General features: G+C 73.5%; 22 protein-coding genes and 1 pseudogene. 13 read left to right on the top strand and 10 right to left on the bottom strand.

Features of this window, described 5'->3' with window-relative positions:
* From NOCJ54_RS0112485 to NOCJ54_RS0112465, 5 genes and pseudogenes are all read left to right on the top strand, one after another.
* Positions 1-244 (top strand): annotated as a pseudogene (locus tag NOCJ54_RS0112485) (IS256 family transposase); the annotation flags it as partial.
* Between the two features lie 182 nt (positions 245-426).
* The gene (locus NOCJ54_RS0112480) at positions 427-726 is read left to right on the top strand and encodes a hypothetical protein (RefSeq protein ID WP_157514887.1); all 300 of its coding nucleotides are present in this window, start codon (positions 427-429) and stop codon (positions 724-726) included.
* Complete coding sequence (locus NOCJ54_RS28305; RefSeq protein WP_028655764.1) at positions 723-1,127, top strand: HNH endonuclease signature motif containing protein; 405 nt, start codon at positions 723-725, stop codon at positions 1,125-1,127. The genes NOCJ54_RS0112480 and NOCJ54_RS28305 overlap by 4 nt, the downstream gene beginning before the upstream one ends.
* Before the next feature lie 725 nt (positions 1,128-1,852).
* Positions 1,853-2,140: a DUF1330 domain-containing protein gene (locus NOCJ54_RS0112470; protein ID WP_028655763.1), complete on the top strand. Its 288-nt coding sequence runs from the start codon at positions 1,853-1,855 to the stop codon at positions 2,138-2,140.
* A gap of 2 nt (positions 2,141-2,142) precedes the next feature.
* On the top strand, positions 2,143-3,063 hold the full coding sequence (locus NOCJ54_RS0112465; RefSeq protein WP_028655762.1) for an MBL fold metallo-hydrolase: 921 nt from the start codon (positions 2,143-2,145) through the stop codon (positions 3,061-3,063).
* On the opposite strand, the gene NOCJ54_RS0112460 is transcribed toward NOCJ54_RS0112465, so the two are convergent.
* From NOCJ54_RS0112460 to NOCJ54_RS0112445, 4 genes are all read right to left on the bottom strand, one after another.
* A complete protein-coding gene (locus tag NOCJ54_RS0112460) occupies positions 3,060-4,367 on the bottom strand; it encodes a hemolysin family protein (RefSeq protein WP_028655761.1) in 1,308 nt (435 codons plus the stop codon). The genes NOCJ54_RS0112465 and NOCJ54_RS0112460 overlap by 4 nt on opposite strands.
* 22 nt (positions 4,368-4,389) lie before the next feature.
* A complete protein-coding gene (gene ybeY, locus NOCJ54_RS0112455) occupies positions 4,390-4,851 on the bottom strand; it encodes an rRNA maturation RNase YbeY (RefSeq protein ID WP_028655760.1) in 462 nt (153 codons plus the stop codon).
* The gene (locus tag NOCJ54_RS25540; RefSeq protein ID WP_051485795.1) at positions 4,848-5,903 is read right to left on the bottom strand and encodes a PhoH family protein; all 1,056 of its coding nucleotides are present in this window, start codon (positions 5,901-5,903) and stop codon (positions 4,848-4,850) included. Before NOCJ54_RS25540 ends, ybeY begins: the two co-directional genes overlap by 4 nt.
* 85 nt (positions 5,904-5,988) lie before the next feature.
* Positions 5,989-6,333, bottom strand: a complete 345-nt coding sequence (locus NOCJ54_RS0112445) for an HIT domain-containing protein (RefSeq protein WP_028655759.1) — start codon at positions 6,331-6,333, stop codon at positions 5,989-5,991.
* A 67-nt stretch (positions 6,334-6,400) separates the two neighbouring features.
* Between NOCJ54_RS0112445 and NOCJ54_RS0112440 the strand changes: the two genes are divergently transcribed.
* From NOCJ54_RS0112440 to NOCJ54_RS25525, 4 genes are read left to right on the top strand one after another with little or no spacing between them, the layout of a single operon-like run.
* Positions 6,401-6,988 carry a SigE family RNA polymerase sigma factor gene (locus tag NOCJ54_RS0112440; protein ID WP_232221767.1) on the top strand — a complete coding sequence of 196 codons (588 nt, stop codon included), beginning with the start codon at positions 6,401-6,403 and terminating at the stop codon, positions 6,986-6,988.
* Positions 6,988-7,923 carry a Gmad2 immunoglobulin-like domain-containing protein gene (locus NOCJ54_RS25530; protein WP_028655757.1) on the top strand — a complete coding sequence of 312 codons (936 nt, stop codon included), beginning with the start codon at positions 6,988-6,990 and terminating at the stop codon, positions 7,921-7,923. Before NOCJ54_RS0112440 ends, NOCJ54_RS25530 begins: the two co-directional genes overlap by 1 nt.
* Before the next feature lie 31 nt (positions 7,924-7,954).
* A complete protein-coding gene (locus NOCJ54_RS0112430; protein WP_028655756.1) occupies positions 7,955-8,896 on the top strand; it encodes a Gmad2 immunoglobulin-like domain-containing protein in 942 nt (313 codons plus the stop codon).
* A complete protein-coding gene (locus NOCJ54_RS25525) occupies positions 8,893-9,942 on the top strand; it encodes a winged helix DNA-binding domain-containing protein (protein WP_036517727.1) in 1,050 nt (349 codons plus the stop codon). Before NOCJ54_RS0112430 ends, NOCJ54_RS25525 begins: the two co-directional genes overlap by 4 nt.
* Here the strand turns inward: NOCJ54_RS25525 and NOCJ54_RS0112420 are convergent, their stop codons facing one another.
* From NOCJ54_RS0112420 to hrcA, 3 genes are read right to left on the bottom strand one after another with little or no spacing between them, the layout of a single operon-like run.
* Positions 9,943-10,686 (bottom strand): 16S rRNA (uracil(1498)-N(3))-methyltransferase, encoded by a 744-nt coding sequence (locus NOCJ54_RS0112420; protein ID WP_028655755.1) that lies wholly within the window; start codon positions 10,684-10,686, stop codon positions 9,943-9,945. It lies immediately after the preceding gene.
* 9 nt (positions 10,687-10,695) lie between these two features.
* Positions 10,696-11,862: a molecular chaperone DnaJ gene (dnaJ, locus tag NOCJ54_RS0112415; protein WP_028655754.1), complete on the bottom strand. Its 1,167-nt coding sequence runs from the start codon at positions 11,860-11,862 to the stop codon at positions 10,696-10,698.
* A 29-nt stretch (positions 11,863-11,891) separates the two neighbouring features.
* On the bottom strand, positions 11,892-12,923 hold the full coding sequence (gene hrcA / locus NOCJ54_RS0112410) for a heat-inducible transcriptional repressor HrcA (RefSeq protein WP_028655753.1): 1,032 nt from the start codon (positions 12,921-12,923) through the stop codon (positions 11,892-11,894).
* 170 nt (positions 12,924-13,093) lie between these two features.
* Between hrcA and NOCJ54_RS0112405 the strand changes: the two genes are divergently transcribed.
* The 4 genes from NOCJ54_RS0112405 to NOCJ54_RS0112390 all read left to right on the top strand — a co-directional run bounded on the left by NOCJ54_RS0112405 (position 13,094) and on the right by NOCJ54_RS0112390 (position 15,914).
* Positions 13,094-13,858: a hypothetical protein gene (locus tag NOCJ54_RS0112405; RefSeq protein WP_157514886.1), complete on the top strand. Its 765-nt coding sequence runs from the start codon at positions 13,094-13,096 to the stop codon at positions 13,856-13,858.
* 19 nt (positions 13,859-13,877) lie between these two features.
* The gene (locus NOCJ54_RS0112400; RefSeq protein ID WP_036517724.1) at positions 13,878-14,723 is read left to right on the top strand and encodes an MBL fold metallo-hydrolase; all 846 of its coding nucleotides are present in this window, start codon (positions 13,878-13,880) and stop codon (positions 14,721-14,723) included.
* A 28-nt stretch (positions 14,724-14,751) separates the two neighbouring features.
* Complete coding sequence (locus tag NOCJ54_RS0112395; protein WP_028655750.1) at positions 14,752-14,961, top strand: hypothetical protein; 210 nt, start codon at positions 14,752-14,754, stop codon at positions 14,959-14,961.
* 104 nt (positions 14,962-15,065) lie between these two features.
* Positions 15,066-15,914: a DUF3097 domain-containing protein gene (locus NOCJ54_RS0112390; RefSeq protein WP_232221766.1), complete on the top strand. Its 849-nt coding sequence runs from the start codon at positions 15,066-15,068 to the stop codon at positions 15,912-15,914.
* A 13-nt stretch (positions 15,915-15,927) separates the two neighbouring features.
* Here the strand turns inward: NOCJ54_RS0112390 and NOCJ54_RS0112385 are convergent, their stop codons facing one another.
* The 3 genes from NOCJ54_RS0112385 to nusB form a co-directional block, all read right to left on the bottom strand.
* Positions 15,928-16,188: a DUF6752 domain-containing protein gene (locus NOCJ54_RS0112385; protein ID WP_232221765.1), complete on the bottom strand. Its 261-nt coding sequence runs from the start codon at positions 16,186-16,188 to the stop codon at positions 15,928-15,930.
* Between the two features lie 761 nt (positions 16,189-16,949).
* The gene (locus tag NOCJ54_RS0112380; RefSeq protein ID WP_028655747.1) at positions 16,950-18,341 is read right to left on the bottom strand and encodes a dihydrolipoyl dehydrogenase family protein; all 1,392 of its coding nucleotides are present in this window, start codon (positions 18,339-18,341) and stop codon (positions 16,950-16,952) included.
* Positions 18,342-18,380: 39 nt separating this feature from the next.
* Entirely contained in the window at positions 18,381-18,788 is a 408-nt protein-coding gene (gene nusB / locus NOCJ54_RS0112375; protein WP_028655746.1) for a transcription antitermination factor NusB, read from the bottom strand.
* Between the last annotated feature and the right edge of the window lie 6 nt (positions 18,789-18,794).

The following is an 18,794-nucleotide window of genomic DNA, read 5'->3' as shown; positions in this document are numbered from 1 at the left end:
GCGCAAGGTCACCAAGAACCGCGGGCACTTCCCGTCCGACGAGGCCGTGGTGAAGTTGCTGTGGCTGGCGATCTGCAACATCGAGGACAAGCGAGCCCGTGAACGGGCCAAGGAACGCGGAAGGCCATCCGCGGACCGCAAGGCGCCCGGGCGGCTCGTCGAGGGTCAGGTCGTGACGAACTGGAAGCAGGCACTCGGCCAGCTCGCGATCGCCTACCCCGACCGCATCAACCCCTACCTGTAAGAGAGAAACCAACCACGAGGGACCGATCGCTTACACAGGAATCTTGACAAGCTCTCGTCGCCGGAGCCGTCCTCCGCTTTGACCCGGAACGCGCAGAGGCCGAGCGGCAGCGGGTCTCCGACCACCGGCACTTCGACGTCGACGAGCCCAGCGACACCGGCCACGTCGTGATCCACGGCCTGATGGACGCAGCCGACGGCCACGACCTCGATGAAGCGGTCACCCGCCGAGCGATCCTCCTCGGCAAGTGTGGCGACGACTCGTCGATGGATGTCCGCCGGTCGAAGGCCGCGGCTGAGCTGGCTCGGCAGGACCTGTCGCTGGACCTGTTGTTCGCCGACCCCGACACCGGCGAGGTCGTCGCCACCTCCCCCGGACGACGGGTCACGTTGAACGTCCACGTCACCGACGCCACACTCACCGGCGACAACCCGGTCGCCCGCTGCGAAGAGACCGGTGGACCGGTCTCCTCAGCCAGGTGAAGGAGTGGCTGCAAGCACCCGGGACGACGGTCATCGTTCCTCCGGTCATCGACCTGGCCGACTGCATCCCCGTGGACTCGTACGAGATCCCCGGCCGGCACCGGCGACGGGTCCAGCTGCGTGACCACACCTGCCGCTTCCCCGGCTGCACCGTCAAGGCGACCCGCTGCGACCTCGACCACTCGGTCGAGCACGCTCGCGGTGGCCCGACCTGCCCGTGCAACCTCGTCCCCCTGTGCCGACGCCACCACCGCGCCAAGACCTTCAGCCTCCGGCGCTACGTCACCATCCAGCCCGGCCACTACCTCTGGCTCTCCCCCAACGGCCGCCACTTCCTGGTCACCCCCAAGGGCCCCCGGGTCCTCGACACCCCGCGCCCCCTCGACCCCGACGACTACTAGCCACCACGCCCCACACCCCGCCTGACCGCGGGGTCACAGGCATGTCCGCTGCCACTGGTCGAGGTGTGAGGCGCCCCAGCGCCGACCGACCGCCGCTGGTTGAGGTGCGAGGCGCCCCAGCGCCGAGCCTCGAAACCAGTGGCCCGGTCCACCGGACTGTGCCCGCCACAGCCCGCCATCAGGGCCCGGAGGTTTCGAGGCTCCTCGTTAGCGCTCGTCGCACCTCAACCACCGGGAGTTAGGCCGAAGCGAACCCGAGGCTTGCCGCCAGACGGACTGTGCCACCTACCGGAGCCAACTGCGGCGCGGCAGCGTGGCGCCCGCGCCGAAGGTGCGTCGAGGGCAAGTGCGGGCCGAGCTTGCGAGTGCCCGCGCGCAGCCCTCGACAGGCGACACGCTCGCGCCAGACAACACAGGGCGGCGCGGACGAAGTCCGTGCCGGCAACCGCGCCGACCAGCCGACCGGCAGGGCCCCTCAGTCAAGGACGCCGAAGGCGCCGCGCAGCGGGCGAGCGCAGCGAGCTCCTTGACGGCGGGGGCCGGTCGGCTACGGTGCGCGGCCGCCGACACCAACCACGAGGCAACGCTCACGCCGGTGGTTGAGGTGCGAGGCGCGCCAGCACCGAGCCTCGAAACCAGCGGCCCCGGCGCACCGGACCGCGCCGGACACAGACCCTACGGAACACAACCGGCGACGCGCCTGCGCCATGCGACAGGATGTCCCCATGCCTGCCTACTGGATCAGCAACTACCGGGAGATTCTCGACGCCGACAAGCTGGCGGCGTACGCCGCGCTGGCGGGGCCGGCGCTCGTGGAGGCGGGTGGGAAGTTTCTCGCGCGTGGGATGCCGGAGCGGGTGTACGAGGCGGGGCTGGAGCAGCGCAGCGTGCTGATCGAGTTCGAGAGCGTCGAGGCGGCGGTGGCGGCCCACGACTCGGCGGCCTACCAGGAGGCGCTCGCGGCGCTGGACGGCGGCGCGGTGCGCGACCTGCGGATCGTGCCCGGGGCCTGAGCGTGCGGCTGCGGCGGGGGCGGCCGGACCTGGCCCGGTACGCCGACCGGTTCGACGTGCCGGAGGCGACGGGTGACTTCGCCGTCACGTTCCTCGGCGTGTCGACAGTGCTGCTCGACGACGGCGAGACGGCGGTGCTGACGGACGGGTTCTTCTCGCGGCCGTCGCTGGCGCGGGTGGCGCTCGGGCGGATCGCGCCGGACGAGGCGCGCATCGACGCGGCGCTGCGGCGGGCGGGGATCGACCGGCTCGCGGTGGTGGCGCCGGTGCACACGCACTTCGACCACGCGATGGACTCCCCCGCCGTCGTACGACGGACCGGGGCCGTGCTGGCCGGCGGCTCGTCCGCGGCACAGGTCGGGAAGGGTGCCGGGCTGCCGGAGGACCGGATCCGCGTCGTGTCCCCCGGCGAGCCACAGGCGTTCGGGGACTTCCGGCTGACCTGGCTCGAGTCGGAGCACTGCCCGCCGGACCGCTACCCCGGGACCATCGAGGCGCCGGTGGTGCCACCCGCGCGGGCGGGTGCCTACCAGTGCGGTGAGGCGTGGTCGATCCTCGTGGAGCACGCGTCGGGGCGCACGGCGCTGGTGCAGGGCAGCGCCGGATTCCGCCCGGGCGCGCTGGCGGGGCGGCAGGCTGACGTGGCCTACCTCGGGGTGGGGCAGCTCGGGGTCCAGGACCGCGCCTACCTGCGTGCCTACTGGGCCGAGACGGTCGAGGCGACCGGGGCCCGCGAGGTCGTGCTGCTGCACTGGGACGACTTCTTCCAGCCGCTGCACCTGCCGCTGCGGGCGCTGCCCTACGCGGGCGACGACCTCGACGTCACGATGGAGGTGCTGGGCGACCTGGCGCGCCGCCAGCGGGTCGGCCTGCACCTGCCGACGCTGTGGCGTCGCGAGGACCCGTGGAGGTCGGCCGGCTAGGACCTCTCGGCCGCGGCGGCGGGCTCGTCCTCGACGACCCGGGAGATGAGCACCGTGCCGATCTTGTTGCGGCGACCTGCGGTGCGCTCGGCCTCGAAGCGCAGTCCGTGGGCCTCGACGACCGAGCCGGGGATCGGCACGCGGCCGAGGTGCTTGGCGAGCAGGCCGCCGACGGAGTCGACGTCCTCCTCCTCGATGTCGAAGCCGAAGATCTCGTCGAGGTCGTCGACCGGGTAGCGCGAGGAGACCCGCACCGGGCCGTCCTCCTCGCCGATCCGCTCGACCTCGACCTCGGCCTCGTCGTACTCGTCGGTGATCTCGCCGACGATCTCCTCGAGCAGGTCCTCGATGGTGATCAGGCCGGCGGTGCCGCCGTACTCGTCGACGACGATCGCGACGTGCTGGCGGCGCGCCTGCATCTCGCGGAGGAGGTCGTCGACCGGCTTCGACTCGGGCACCCAGTGCACCGGGCGCATGATCTCCTCGACCCGCTGGGTGAGCTCGACGTCGGGGTCCTCGAAGTCGCGGCGGACGACGTCCTTGAGGTAGGCGAAGCCGCGCACGTCGTCGAGGTTCTCCCCGATCACGGGCACCCGGGAGAAGCCGGAGCGCAGGAACAGCGACTTGGTCTGGCGCAGGTTCTTGTGCGCCTCGATGTAGACGACGTCGCCGCGCGGGACCATCACCTCGCGCACGGTGGTGTCGCCGAGGTCGAAGACGGAGTGGATCATCTTCCGCTCCTCGGCCTCGATCAGCTCGCTGGCCTCGGCGATGTCGACGAGCTCGCGCAGCTCGGTCTCCGTGGAGAACGGGCCCTCGCGGAAGCCGCGGCCCGGCGTGATCGCGTTGCCGACGAGGATGAGCACGCGGGTGACCGGGCCCAGGACCGCGGTCAGCGCGGACAGCGGCCACGACGACCAGATCGCGACGGTCTCGGAGTGCTGGCGGCCCATGGTGCGGGGCGCGACGCCGACGACGACGAAGGAGACCAGGAGCATCACGCCGATGGCCAGCGCGGCGCGGGCCCACCACGCGGCGTCGACGTGCTCGTCGACGTGCAGGGTGACCAGGACGATGGCCGCGGTCTCGCACAGCAGCTGCAGGAGCAGCGCGGTGTTGAGGTGGCGCGGTGCGTCGTCGAGGACGGCGACGAGGCGACGGGCGCCGCCGCGACCCTCCTGCTGCAGCTCCTGCGCGCGGGCGCGCGAGAAGCCGGCGAGCGCCGCGTCGGCGGCGGCGAAGAGTCCGGCGAGGACGACGAGGACGGCCGCTGCGACGAGCGGCCAGAGACTGCCGGCGATCATGCCTTCCCCCGACCCCTGGGCGTCAGGAGGCCGCGAGGTGGTCGCGCCACTGGGCCAGCAGCTGGTCCTGGAGCCCGAACATCACCTTGTGCTCCTCGGGCTCGGCGTGGTCGTAGCCGAGGAGGTGCAGGATGCCGTGCGTCGTGAGCAGCTCGAGCTCGGCGAGCGTGCCGTGCCCGGCCGCGGCACCCTGCTTCTCGGCCACGGACACGCACAGGACGAGGTCGCCCAGGACGCCCTCCTCGGGCTCCTCGTTGACCAGGCCGGGCCGCAGCTCGTCCATCGGGAAGGCGAGGACGTCGGTCGGCCCCTCCTTCTCCATCCACTTCTCGTTGAGCTCGGCGATCGTGGCCTCGTCGACCGCCTTGATGCACAGCTCGGCGAGCGGGTGGACGCGCATCTGGTCCATGACGAAGCGGGCGAGCCGCGCGAAGTGCTTCACGTCGAGCCCGGAACCGGACTCGTCGAGGATCTCGATGCTCACTCCGTGTCGTCCTTCGTGGTGTCGGTGTCGAACCGGCGGTTCTGGCGGAGGTCGCGCTGGACCTCCCGCTGCGCGTCGAAGTCGTCGTAGGCGGCCACGATCCGGGCGACGAGCTTGTGGCGCACGACGTCGTGGCTGGTGAGCCGCACGAAGGCGAGGTCGTCGACACCGTCGAGGATCTGCTCGACCACGCGCAGGCCGGACTTCGTGCCCGACGGCAGGTCGACCTGGGTGACGTCGCCGGTGACCACGATCTTGGACCCGAAGCCCAGGCGGGTCAGGAACATCTTCATCTGCTCGGGCGTGGTGTTCTGCGCCTCGTCGAGGATGATGAAGGAGTCGTTGAGCGAGCGACCGCGCATGTACGCCAGCGGGGCGACCTCGATCGTGCCCGCGGCGAGCAGCTTCGGGATCGACTCGGGGTCGAGCATGTCGTGCAGGGCGTCGTACAGCGGGCGCAGGTAGGGGTCGATCTTCTCGCTGAGCGTGCCGGGCAGGTAGCCGAGCCGCTCGCCGGCCTCGACGGCCGGGCGGGTGAGGATGATCCGGGTGACCTGCTTGGCCTGCAGCGCCTGGACCGCCTTGGCCATCGCCAGGTAGGTCTTGCCGGTGCCGGCCGGGCCGATGCCGAAGGTGATCGTGTGGTTGTCGATCGTCTCGACGTAGCGCTTCTGGTTGAGCGTCTTGGGCCGGATGGACCGGCCGCGGTTGCTCAGGATGTTGACCGACAGCACGTCGGCCGGGCGCTCGGACGTGGACGTCTGGGCACGCAGCATCGCTTCGACGCGCTCGACGACCTCGGGCGTGATGCCCTGGCCGGTGCGCAGGATCGCGACGAGCTCCTCGATGAGCTTCTCCGCGAGCTCGAGCTCGTGCGGGTCGCCGCTGAGGGTGACCCGGTTGCCGCGGACGTGGACCTGGACGCCGAACCGCTTCTCGATGATGCCGAGGTGCTCGTCACCGGGTCCGAAGAGCGTGACCATGTCGATGCTGTTCGGCACGACGACGGTGTGCCGGGTGGCGGTGATCGGGGTGGGTGTTGAGTCGGTCATGGATGCCCGGCGGCGGGCGGCCTTTCAAAGCGGCAGTCGGTCCCCTCCATGCTACGGGAGGGACGCCCGAGGACCCAGCCGTTTGTCAGCCCGGGGGCCAGCTGAGCGGCCGGCCGGCGATCACGTGGCAGTGCGTGTGGAAGACGGTCTGCTGCGCGCCGGCACCAGTGTTGAAGACCAGCCGGTAGTCGTCGTACCCCTCGGCGGCGGCGACCTCGCGGGCCGCGACGGCCAGGTCGGCGAACGCCTGCGCGTCCGCGTCGGCGGTGGCGGCGGCGTTCGGCTGGTGCTCGCGCGGCACGACCAGCGCGTGCAGCGGGGCCTGCGGGTTGATGTCGCGGAACGCGACGGTCCGCTCCCCCTCGTGGACGATCTCGGCCGGGACCTCGCCGGCGACGATCTTGCAGAACAGGCAGTCCGGGTCGCTCACGCTGCCACCTTGGCAGATCGCCGGGAAGCCGTGTCAACCGGCTCCGGGGGTCGGGCGTGGAACTAACGTGACCATCCATGCAGTGCTCGGCGCACCCCACGTCTCCGCCGGCGGCCTCGCCGCGGCGGCGGGGCGCGTGATGGGCGACGCCGACGCCGCGATCGAGGCGCTGTACGTCGCCCACTGGGACCGGCTCGTCCGGCTCTCCGTGCTGCTCGTGCGCGACCAGGGGCAGGCCGAGGAGGTCGTCCAGGACGCGTTCGTGGAGCTGCACCGGCGCTGGGAACGCCTCGACGACCCGGACCGCGCGCTGGCCTACCTGCGGCAGACGGTCGTGAACCGGTCGCGGTCGGCGCTGCGGCACCGCGGCGTCGTCCAGCGCCACCTGGCCCGCCAGCACCGGGTCGACGACGCACCCCCGGCCGACGAGCCGGTGCTCGCCGACAGCCGGCGGCGCAGCGTGCTCGACGCCCTGCAACGCCTCCCCCGGCGCCAGCGCGAGGTGCTGGCGCTGCGCTACTACCTCGAGCTCTCCGAGGCGGAGATCGCCGAGACCCTCGGCATCAGCCGCGGCGCGGTCAAGAGCCACGCCTCGCGCGGCGCCGCCACCCTGCGGCCCATACTGGCCGCGCACGACCTGAAGGACGGCCAGTGATGGCGCACCCCACCGGACCCGACGACCCGATCGACCTGGACCTGCAGCGGGCGCTCGGCGACGCCGTCGCGGACGTGGAGCCCCGGGACCGGCTCGGCGAGATCCGGCGTCGCACCACCCCCAGGCCGCAGCGGTCCAGCCGACTCTGGGCCCTCGTCCTCGGCGCCGGCGTCGCCACCGCCGCGGTGGTCGGCATCGGCGGCTGGCTCGGCACGGTGGGCCTGCCCGGGTCCGGCGACGGCGAGCCCGCTGGCTCCCCCGAGCGCCACGAGGTGGTCGCGACCTACTTCCTGGCCGACACCCCGCTCGGGGAGCGGCTCTTCCGCGAGTTCCGCGCCGTCGCACCGGCCGCCGACGACGAGGCGCGGGTGCTCGCCGCGCTGCGCCTGCTGGAGCAGGACGAGGGCCCGCTCGACCCCGACTACCGCAGCGGGTGGCCCGCCGGCGCGTTCACCGGCGTCGAGGTGAGCGACGGCCGGGTCCGCGTCGAGCTCTCTGCCACCGTCGGCGTCCTGCCCGCCGCACCGGTCGTGCAGCAGGCCGTGCTCACCGCGCAGGCGGCGGTCGGCGAGACCCTCCCGGTCGCGTTCTCCTCGCCCGTAGCGACCCTCGGGCCCGACGCCGGCGAGGGGGTGGCGCGCGACAACCGCCTCCTCGCGCCGGCCAACATCACCGACCCGGTCGAGGGCCACGAGGTCGACGACCTGCTGACGCTGCGCGGCACCGTGGCCAACGGCGTCGAGGGCGACGTCCGCTGGGAGGTCCGCGACGACCAGGGAGTCGCCGTCGCCTCCGGGACGGTCACCCCCGACGACCTGGCCTGGGAGCACACCACCGGCATCGCCGAGGTGCCGCCCGGCACCTACCTGCTGGTCGTCGCCGTCGACACCGACGCCGGCCCGGCCGAGGACACGCGGACGGTCACGGTCCGCTGACCAGTCCCCCCTGCACGGAAGGATCGATCCCATGAGCACCTCCCGCAGCCTGACCCGGCGCCGTCGTACCGTCGCCGCGATCGCCGCGACGCTCGCCCTCGGCGTGCTCGCCGCGTGCGGCGACGACGAGCCGGGCGACGCCGCCGGCGACCCGACGTCCCAGGCCGCCGACCCGACGACGGACACCGCGAGCCCGACCGTGCAGCCCGAGACGAGCGACCCGGCCACCGAGGTGCCCACCGACGCGCCCGGCCCCGACGTCATCCCGGTCTACTACGTCGGCGACACGCCGCAGGGAGACCGGCTGTTCCGGGAGTTCACCCAGGCGTCCGGCGTCGACAAGCTGGTGGCGGCCGCGGCCGCCGTCACCACCGGCGACCCGGTCGACCCCGACTACCGCACGCTGTGGCCCACCGGGCGGTTCGCGTCCGTCGAGCAGGCGGACGACGCCATCGTGGTGGGGCTGGCCGACGACACCTGGCTCACCCGCGGCCGCCTCGACCGCGCGCGGGCGCGGCTGGCCGTCCAGCAGCTCGTCTACACGCTGCAGGGCACGATCGGCGAGCGGCTGCCCGTCCGTGTCGAGCTGGACGGGCAGCCGGCCGGCACCCTGCTGGGCATCCCCGTGCGCGACGGGCTGAAGGCGCGACCGCAGCTCGACGTCCTCGCGCTCGTCAACATCACCGAGCCCGCCGAGGGCAGCGTGGTGGGCAAGCGGTTCACCGCCTCGGGACGGGCGAGCTCGTTCGAGGCGACGCACATCTGGCAGGTCGAGGACGCCAGCGGCAAGGTCGTGCTGGAGGGCTCGGCCATGGCCGAGGGCTGGATCGACAAGCTCTGGCCCTGGGAGGTGGAGATCGACGCGCGCAAGCTGCCGCCGGGCCGCTACACCTTCGTCGCCCGCACCGACGACCCGTCCAACGGGGAGGGCGGCGGCCCGACCGAGGACACGAAGCGGATCCGGATCGAGTGAGGCTCACCCGGCGGCGGCTCAACCGCACCCTCCTCCTGCGCCAGCACCTGCTGGAGCGGGTGGACCGCACGCCCGCGGAGATGGTCGACCACCTGGTCGGGCTGCAGGCGCAGGAGTCGCTGCCGCCGTACCTCTCCCTCGCGGCGCGGCTCACCGACCTCGACCCGTGGGAGGTCAGTCGCGCGCTGGAGTCACGGGAGCTGGTGCGCGTGCTGAGCCTGCGCGACACGGTGCACCTGCACCTGCCCGCCGACGCACTCACGCTGCCCGTGTGGGCCGCGCCGGTGCGCGAGCGCGAGCTGCGGTCGAGCCAGACGATCGGGGAGGCGCGCACCGTGGACCGGGAGCGGTTCGCGGCCGCGGTGCGCGAGGTGCTGGCCGACGGCCCGCTCCCCCAGCGCACGATGGCCGCCCGCCTCGCAGAGCACTTCCCGGACTACACCGCCGGCCAGCTCGGCCAGGTCGCGCGGGTGGCCGAGGTGCTGGTCCAGCTGCCGCCACGCGGGTGCTGGAAGCCCACCTCGTCGACCGCGGTCGCCTACGACTTCGCCGAGCGCTGGCTCGGCGCCGCGCTGGCCGAGCCCGACGTGCCCGCCCTGGTCCGCCGCTACCTGCGCGCCTTCGGGCCCGCCACCGCTGCCGACGTGACGACGTGGTCCGGGATCACCCGCCTCGCGCCGGTGCTCAAGGGGATGGACGACCTCGTCCGCCACGAGGACGAGGACGGCAAGGTGCTCTTCGACGTCGACGGCGCCCCGATCGCCGACGAGGACGTGCCCGCCCCGGTGCGCCTGCTCGGCACCTACGACAACCTCTGGCTCTCCCACGCCGGCCGCGACCGGGTCACCGAGCGCGAGCGTCGCAACGCGTGGATGGGCGTCACCGGCGCGCAGGCCAGCGCGCTCTTCGTCGACGGCTGGCTCGAGGGCCTGTGGCGGGTCGAGGACGACCGGGTCGTCGTCGACCTGCTCCGCCCGCTCACCCGCGCCGAGCAGGCCGGGCTGGACGAGGAGGTCGCGCTGGTGGAGGCGCTGCTCGCCCGCTGATCAGGCGCCCCAGCGCCCCGTCCGCGACAGCAGGGCGGCGACGGCCGCCACCCCGGCGGTGGAGGTGCGCAGCACCTCGGTGCCGAGCCTGACGGCGACCCCGCCGGCCTCGACGAGGCGGGTGACCTCCTCGTCGGTGAGCCCGCCCTCGGGGCCGACGACGACCACGACGTCACCGTCGGCGGGCAGTGCCAGGGCAGCCAGCGGCTCGGTGGCGTCCTCGTGCAGCACCACCGCCACGTCTGCCGAGCCGACCAGCTCCACCACGTCGTCGGTGGAGGCGAGCGGGACGACCTCGGGGTGCCAGGCGCGGCGGGCCTGCTTGGCGGCCTCCCGGGCGGTGGCCTGCCACTTCGCGAGCGACTTCGCGGCGCGCTCGCCCTTCCAGACCGCGACGCTGCGGCCGGCGGCCCACGGCACGACCCGGGCGACGCCCACCTCGGTCAGCACCTCCACGGCCAGCTCGCCGCGGTCGCCCTTGGGCAGTGCCTGCACGACGGTCACCCGCGGGCGCGGCTCGGGCAGGTCGGCGACCTCCCGGGCGACCACGGTGAACGACTTCTTGGTGGTCTCGCTGACCTCACCGGTCACCAGCCGGCCGACGCCGTCGGTGAGCAGCAAGGCCTCCCCCACCCGCAGCCGTCGTACGACGACCGCGTGGTGCGCCTCGTCGCCGTCGACCGTCACGGTGTCACCGGGCGCGACGCCGTCGAGCGTCGGCACGAGGTGCTGCGGGAGGGTCACAGCGGCAGGTCAGTGTGCGGTGAACGCGTCGCGGAGCCGGCCGAAGACCGACTTGTGGGGCGGGCGCACGTCGCCGGACGGCTGCTCCTCGCCACGGATGGCGGCGAGCTCGCGCAGCAGCTCCTCCTGGCGCGGGTCCAGGCGGGTCGGCGTCTCGACGGCGATGGCGACGACCAGGTCGCCGCGCCCGCCGCGCAGGCCGGGCACGCCCATGCCGCGCAGCACCACCTCGTGGCCGGACTGCGTGCCGGCCGGGATGGGCAGCTCGAAGGAGGTCTCGAGCCCGCTCTCCTCGACGTCGGGGAGGTCGGCCTCGAGCGTGGGCAGGGTGATCGTCGTCCCGAGGGCGGCGGCGGTCATCGGCACCGAGACCGTGCAGTGCAGGTCGTTGCCGTGACGCGAGAACACCGGGTGCTGCGCGACCTGGATCTCGACGTAGAGGTCACCGGCGGGGCCGCCGCCGGGGCCGACCTCGCCCTGCTCGCTGAGCTGGACGCGGGTGCCGGTGTCGACGCCGGCAGGGATCTTGACCGTGAGGGTGCGGCGCGAGCGGACGCGGCCGTCGCCGGCGCACTCGCGGCAGGGCTCGGGGATGACCGACCCGAAGCCGCGGCACGCGGCGCAGGGGCGCAGGGTGCGGATCTCGCCGAGGAAGGAGCGCTGCACGTGGGCGACCTCGCCCGCGCCGCGGCAGGTCTCGCACGGCACCGGGTGGGTGCCGGGCGCGGTGCCCTCGCCCCCACAGGTGGAGCAGTGCACGGCGGTGTCGACCTTGAGCTCGCGGGCCACGCCGAAGGCGGCCTCGGCGAGGTCGACCTCGATGCGGATCAGCGCGTCCTGGCCCCGGCGCGTGCGCGGCCGCGGGCCACGGCCGCCGCCGGCACCGCCGGGCGAGCCGCCGAAGAAGGCGTCCATGATGTCGGTGAACGAGAAGCCGGCGCCCTGGCCCCCGAAGCCGCCGCCGAACGGGTCGCCGCCGCGGTCGTAGGCAGCCCGCTTCTGCGGGTCGGAGAGGACCTCGTAGGCGGCGGTGACCTGCTTGAACCGCTCCTGGCTCTCGGCGTCGGGGTTGACGTCGGGGTGCAGCTGGCGGGCCAGCTTGCGGTAGGCCTTCTTGATGGTGTCGGCGTCCGCGTCGCGGGCGACACCGAGCAGCTCGTAGGGGTCCTGGCTCACTTCATCTCCATCACGTGGCTGAGCGGGGCTCAGCTCTCGTCGAGGATGCGCGACACGTAGCGCGCCACCGCGCGCACCGCCGCCATCGTTCCTGGGTAGTCCATGCGGGTGGGGCCGACGATGCCGAGCGACGCGAGCGCGTCGTCGGGGCCGTAGCCGGTCGCCACGACGGACGTCGTCGCCAGCTCCTGGTAGGGGCCCTCGGCGCCGATCCGGACGGTGACGGCGCCACCGCTCGTCGCCTCGCCGAGCAGCTTGAGGAGCACGACCTGCTCCTCGAGCGCCTCGAGCAGCGGCTTGATCGAGGTGTCGAAGCTGTCGCCGAAGCGGGCGAGGTTCGCCGTACCGCCCACGACGATGCGCTCGTCGGAGCGGTGGTCGCTCATCGCCTCGACCAGCGACTCCACGACCGTGCGGGTGGTGGCGTCGAACTCCGGGTCGCCACCCTCCTCCGGCGGGCGGGTGAGCGCGCCGAGCGCCGCGGCGGCGTCGCCGATGACCTGGCCGGTCGCCGCGCGGTTGATCCGCGAGCGCAGGGTGACCAGCTCGTCCTCGCTCAGCTCGGAGGCCAGCTCGACGTGGCGCTGCTCCACGCGCCCGGTGCTGAGGATCAGCACGAGCAGCAGACGGGTCGGGGTCAGCGCGACGATCTCGACGTGGCGCACCGTCGAGCGCGACAGGGTGGGGTACTGCACGACCGCCACCTGGCGGGTGAGCTGGGCCAGGAGCCGCACCGAGCGGTGGACGACGTCGTCGAGGTCGACGGCCCCGTCGAGGAAGCTGGCGATGGCGCGCCGCTCGGCGGACGTCATCGGCTTGACGGTCGAGAGCCGGTCGACGAAGAGCCGGTAGCCCTTGTCGGTCGGCACCCGGCCCGCACTGGTGTGCGGCTGGGTGAGGTAGCCCTCGTCCTCCAGCGCCGCCATGTCGTTGCGGATCGTCGCCGGCGAGACCTTCAGGTGGTGCCGCTCGACCAGCGCCTTCGAGCCGACCGGCTCCTCGGTGGCGACGTAGTCCTCGACGATGGCCCGCAGCACGGCGAGCCTGCGCTCCTCCTGCATGCCGACCTCCTGACGAAACCTCGTGGACTGCTGAGCTGATCCTGTCGCACTGGCAGTCTTGGCACTCCGCCAGCAGGAGTGCCAATCCTACCCGCGCCCCCGCGGTTCCCGGGACCGGCGACACGGCCCTTCCCCTCGAACGACACGACCAGGCAGGTTAGGCTCACCTAATGAAGCGACGACAGGAGGAAGCGGCCATGCCCCTCGGCACCGGCCTCGACGCCGCCCGCGCCGACGCCCACCGGCTCGCCGCGGCGGCCCGCAGCATCCTCGCGTGCCCCGCCGACGTGCACCTCGTCGTGGACGGCGTCGACGACGTGACTGCCGGCCTCGACGACGCGGGCCTGGCCCTGCAGGACCTCGGCGGGCGGCCGGTCCTCACCTGCCCCGCCGACGCCGCCCTGGCGCACGCCGCCACCGACGGCCGCAGCGCACTGCTCACCCTGCACAGCGGCCTCGGCTCACCCTCCTCCCCCGACCGCGACGCCGTGCTCACCCTGTCGGGCCGCCTCGTGGCCGACGGGCCCGAGGAGTGCGCGTGCTGCGGCGAGCTGCGCGCCCGCGTGGCGCTCGACCTCGACTTCGCGGTCCTCGACCGCCGGGACGGACCGGCCGCAGGCCGGCTCCGGGTCCCGCTGGCCGCGTTCACCTCCCCCGACCACGACCTCAACCGCGGCTTCCTCCAGCGGGCCGTGGAGCACGCCAACGAGTGCCACCAGGACGAGCTGCGCCGCGCGCTGGCCACCCGCGCCGGCACCCGGCTCGGCGACCTGCTCGGCGTCCAGCTGTGCGGCCTGCGCCCCGACGGCGTCGTGCTGCGGTGGGTCGACACCACCGGCGCCCACCAGCACGAGCTGCGCTTCCCCCGCGCCGCACGCAGCGCTGCCGACCTCGGCGAGCTGCTCCGGTCCGAGCTCCACGAAGGGCTGTGCTGAACCTCCTAGGCTGGCCGCTGTGGGTTTCGAGGAGATAGCCGACCGGGTCTGGGTGCTGCGCCACCCGTGGTACGACCTCAACGTCACCGCGATCGGCGGCGAGCGCGGCATGGTCGTCGTCGACACCCACGCGTCGGCGGTCGCCGCGCGCGAGGTGGTCGACGCACTGGCGCGGCTCGGACCCGCGCGGCCGGTCGCGGTGGTCAACACCCACGAGCACTTCGACCACACCTTCGGCAACGCCACCTTCCTCGAGGAGTACGGCGAGCTGCCGGTCCACGCGACCGAGGAGGCCGCCGCACGCACGGTCCCCGCGGGCGAGCGGGCCAAGGAGGCGTTCCGGGAGTCCGACGACCCGCGTGCCGGGGAGGTGCTCGCGACCGAGGTCCGGCCCGCCGACCACACCTTCTCCAGCGCTGCGGTCGTGGACCTCGGCGACCGGCAGGTCGAGCTGGTCCACCCCGGGCGCGGACACACCGCCGGCGACCTGGTGGTCCGGGTGCCGGACGCCGACGTGCTGCTCGCCGGCGACCTCGTCGAGGAGTCCGCGCCGCCGGGGATGGGTCCGGACTGCTGGCCCCTGGAGTGGGCGACCACCCTCGACCTCGTCCTCGGCCTCCTGACGCCCGCGTCGGTCGTGGTCCCGGGCCACGGGGCCGTGGTCGACCGGCGCTTCGTCGAGGAGCAGTGCGACGACCTGCGCGCCGTCGGCGAGACCATCCGCGACCTCGCGTCCCGCGGTGTGCCGCAGGTCGAGGCGCTCGCCTCCGCGCAGTGGCCCTGGCCCGTCGACCTGCTGCACGACGCGGTCGCCCGCGGCTACGCCCAGCTCCCCCGCGGCGCCCGCCGGCTCCCGATGGCCTGACCGGCGCCGATGCGGGTACCACCCCCGCATGAGCGAGAAGAACGAGGAACCGCGGCTCGGCGTGCCGGACGAGGACCTGCCCGACGACCTCGTCGCAGACGAGGACAACCCGCTCGCGGAGGGACTGCCCGACGGCGAGACCGTCGAGGGCCTGCTCACCGAGGGCAAGGAGGGCGACGAACCGGTCGAGGGCCCCGCCGGCGACGAGGCGGCACAGGACCAGAAGCCGCCGATCTGACCGTCACTGACCGTCGCCGACCGGCCCGCGGCGCCCGGTGTGACGCACCCGTCGACGGCGCGGCACCACCGGCCGCGCGGCGCCACGACCTACGGTTGTCCGTCGTGGATCGCTACGGGACCGACGTGCTGTCAGGTGACTGGAGGGCGCCGAAGCGCGGCCGCGCGGTGGAGACACCGGCCGACCCGGGCCTCGTGGTCGAGGAGGTCACCACCGACTGGTGCGGCGAGATCGTCGCGGTGGACCGGGACCTGCACACGGTCACCCTCGAGGACCGGCGCCGGAAGCGTCGTACCTTCCCGCTGGGGGCAGGCTTCCTGCTGGAGGGCAAGCCGGTGATTCTCACGGCCCCGGTGACCAGGGCCGCGCCGGCCAGGCCCACGCGCACCGCCAGCGGCTCGGTCGCCGTGCACGACGCGAAGGCGCGCGTCGCCCGCCAGAGCCGGATCTTCGTCGAGGGCCGGCACGACGCGGAGCTGGTCGAGAAGGTCTGGGGCGACGACCTGCGCATCGAGGGCGTCGTGGTGGAGTACCTCGGCGGCGTCGACGACCTCGCCGACCACCTGCGCGACTTCAAGCCCGGTCCCGGCCGGCGGGTCGGCGTCCTCGTCGACCACCTCGTGCCCGGCTCCAAGGAGAGCCGGATCGCCCAGGGGATCATGAAGTCGCCGGTCGGGCAGCACGTGCTGATCGTCGGGCACCCGTTCATCGACATCTGGCAGGCGGTCAAGCCGCAGCGCCTGGGGTTCGAGGCGTGGCCGACCGTGCCGCGCGGCATCGACTGGAAGAAGGGCACCTGCCAGCAGCTCGGTTGGCCGCACCGCGACCAGGCCGACATCGCCCGCGCGTGGAAGCACGTCCTCGGCGGCGTCCGCGGCTTCCAGGACCTCGACCCGGCCCTGCTCGGGCGGGTCGAGGAGCTCATCGACTTCGTGACCGCCCCCGGCTCCTGAGGCCCGGCGGCGGTCAGAGCCCCTCGCGGTAGCGGGCCAGGACCTCGTCGACCCGGGCCCGGTCCCGCGCCTCGAGCGGGACCAGCAGCTCGGTGACCACGTCGGTCAGCTCGGCGATGCGCCGGTTGAGCTGCCGGTTCTCCTGCACCTCGGCCTCGAGCACCCGGACCCGTTCGTGCAGCCGGGCGCGGGCCCGGACCCGCTCCACGACAGGGGCGGGCAGCCGGTCGCGTGCCTGCGCACGCAGGCGGGCCTTCAGGTCGTGGGCGCTCACTGGACTACCTTCCTCGTGTCGGCGGTCCTGGACGGGCCGCTGATGCACCCCAGGTGCCGTCGGGTCACTGCCCTGCTCGCTCGACCCCTTGAGGTCCACGATGAGTTCTGCAGGGCCCGGCGGTCACCCGGGACGCCGTGATCGTCGACAGGGCTGTGCGCCAAGGCCGACCGGATGGCTGGCTGGGAGCGCCGATCAGTGAGCTGACAGACAGATGCGTCCCGGCACCAAGACGAGGGTGCCTCCCCACTGGGTCTAGCAGCGAGGAGGCTGACATGAAGTCTGCCAGCACCACCCCGGAGAGCAAACTGCCCGACCAGCCCATCAACGGNGTCACCGGCGGTGTGGACTGGGCCAGCGAGGACCACGCCGTNNGCGTGGTCGATCACCGCGGCCGCGAAGTCGCCCGCAGGACTGTCGACCACACCGCGGCCGGACTTCGCACGTTGGTGAAGTTCCTGATCAACCACGGCGTCGGCGAGGTCGCCATCGAACGCGGCGATGGCCCCGTCGTCGNAAGGCTTGCCGCAAACGGACTCAGCCATCCACCGGAGCCAACTGCGCGCGCGGCAGCGCGGCGCCCGCGCCGAAGGCGCGTCGACGGATGCCCGCGGGCCGAGCGCAGCGAGCGCCCGTGCGGCTTCCGTCGACAGGCGACGCGCTCGCGCCAGACAGCACAGGGGGACCGGTCGGCTACGGTGGCGGCCGCCAAGACCAACCCCGAACCATCACTCGCGCCGCTGGTCGAGGCCCGAGAACCCCTACGCCTCCGAGATGTCGCCCAGCGCGGTCTCGATGGCCCGGTGGAAGGTGGGGTAGGCGAAGTGCATGCCGCGCAGGGTTGCCAGCGGGACCTCGGCGTGGACGGCGGTGACGAGCATGCCGACGACCTCGCCGCCGGAGGGGCCGACGGCGGTGGCGCCGACGAGCACGTCGCGGTCGAGGTCGGCGACGAGCTTGATGATCCCGTCGTTGCCGACCTTGTGCAGCCAGCCGCGGCTGGACTCGGCGAGCTTGGCGGTCCCGGTACCGACGCGGAGCCCGGCGTCGCGGGCCTGCTTCTCGGTCATCCCGACCGCGCCGACCTCGGGGTCGGTGAAGGTCGCCCGGGACACGGCGCGGTAGTCGGCCCACGGGCCGTCCTCGCCGGTGAGGTCACGGATGGCGACGTTGGCCTGGTACATCGACATGTGGGTGAAGGCGCCCTTGCCGGTGATGTCACCGACGGCCCACACGCCGTCGACGCCGACCACCCGCATCCGCTCGTCCGTCTCCAGGACGCGCGCCGAGGGGTCTCCCCCGACCGTGTCGAGTCCGACGTCGAGGTTGTTGCGGCGCCCGGCCGCGACGAGCAGCGCCTGCGCGGCGATGCTGGAGCCGTCGGCCAGCCCGATCGCGAAGGCGCCGTCGTGGGACACCGAGGTGACGCCGACCCCCGCCCGGACGCCGATGCCCTCGGCCTCGAGGGCTGCCGCGACGACGGCGCTGGCCTCGGGCTCCTCGGGTCCGAGGATCCTCTCGGAGGCCTCGACGACGGTGACCTCGACGCCGAAGCGGGAGAACGCCTGGGCGAGCTCGCAGCCGATCGCTCCCCCGCCGAGGACGACGAGGCTGCTCGGCAGCTCGCGGACGCGCACGGCGTCCCGGTTCGTCCAGTACGGCGTGTCGGCGAGCCCGTCGATCGGCGGGACCGCCGGCTCGGTGCCGGTGTTGAGGACGACCCCGCGTCGTACTGACAGCCCGACGTCGCCGTCGTCGGTGGTGACCACGACCCGGCCGGGGCCGGCCAGCCGCCCCTCGCCGCGGAGGAAGCGGGCGCCCGCACCCTCGAGCCGCTCGACGGCGACCCGGTCGTCCCAGTCGTCGGTCGCCTCGTCGCGGACCCGGTCGGCGACCGTGGTCCAGTCAGGGACGACTTCTCCGTGGCCGCCGAGGGCGGGCACGCGGCGGGCCTCGGCGAGGGCGTCGGCCGCGCGGATCATCATCTTCGACGGGATGCAGCCGAAGTAGGGACACTCACCGCCGACGAGGCGGCGGTCGACCCCGACCACCGACATCCCGGCCCGGGCCAGGGAGGCGGCGACGTGCTCGCCGCCGGGTCCCAGGCCGATGACGACGACGTCCACCTCGTCCGGCGCGGCAGGCTGCGACATGTCGCCACACTGGCACACGCGGTGCCGCCCCCGGAAGGGTCAGACGAGCGTCGACTTGCTCCGCTGGATCGCGCCGAGGACGCCGTTGACGAAGGCGGGCGACTCGTCGGTCGACAGCTCCTGGACCAGGGCCATCGCCTCGGTCACCGCCACCGTGTCGGGCACGTCGTCGACCCAGAGCAGCTCCCAGACGCCGATGCGCAGGACGTTGCGGTCGACGGCGGGCATCCGGGCGAGGGACCAGCCGGTGGAGAACTCGGTGAGGACCTCGTCGATCCGCTCGCGCCGCTCGGTCACGCCCTCCACGATGGTGCGGGTGTAGGGGTTGCTCGGCCCCTCACCCTCGCGGATGACGCGCTCGAGCGCCTCGACGCCCGTCTCGCCGCGCATGTCGGCGGCGTAGAGGACGTCGAGCGCCCGCTTGCGGGCCTTGGACCTGGCTCCCATCAGGGA

Origin of the sequence: Nocardioides sp. J54 (assembly GCF_000519005.1) — a bacterium.
Lineage (GTDB): Bacteria > Actinomycetota > Actinomycetes > Propionibacteriales > Nocardioidaceae > Nocardioides.
The sequence above is the reverse complement of the archived record's forward strand: the minus strand, read 5'-3'. Positions and strand labels throughout refer to the sequence as shown.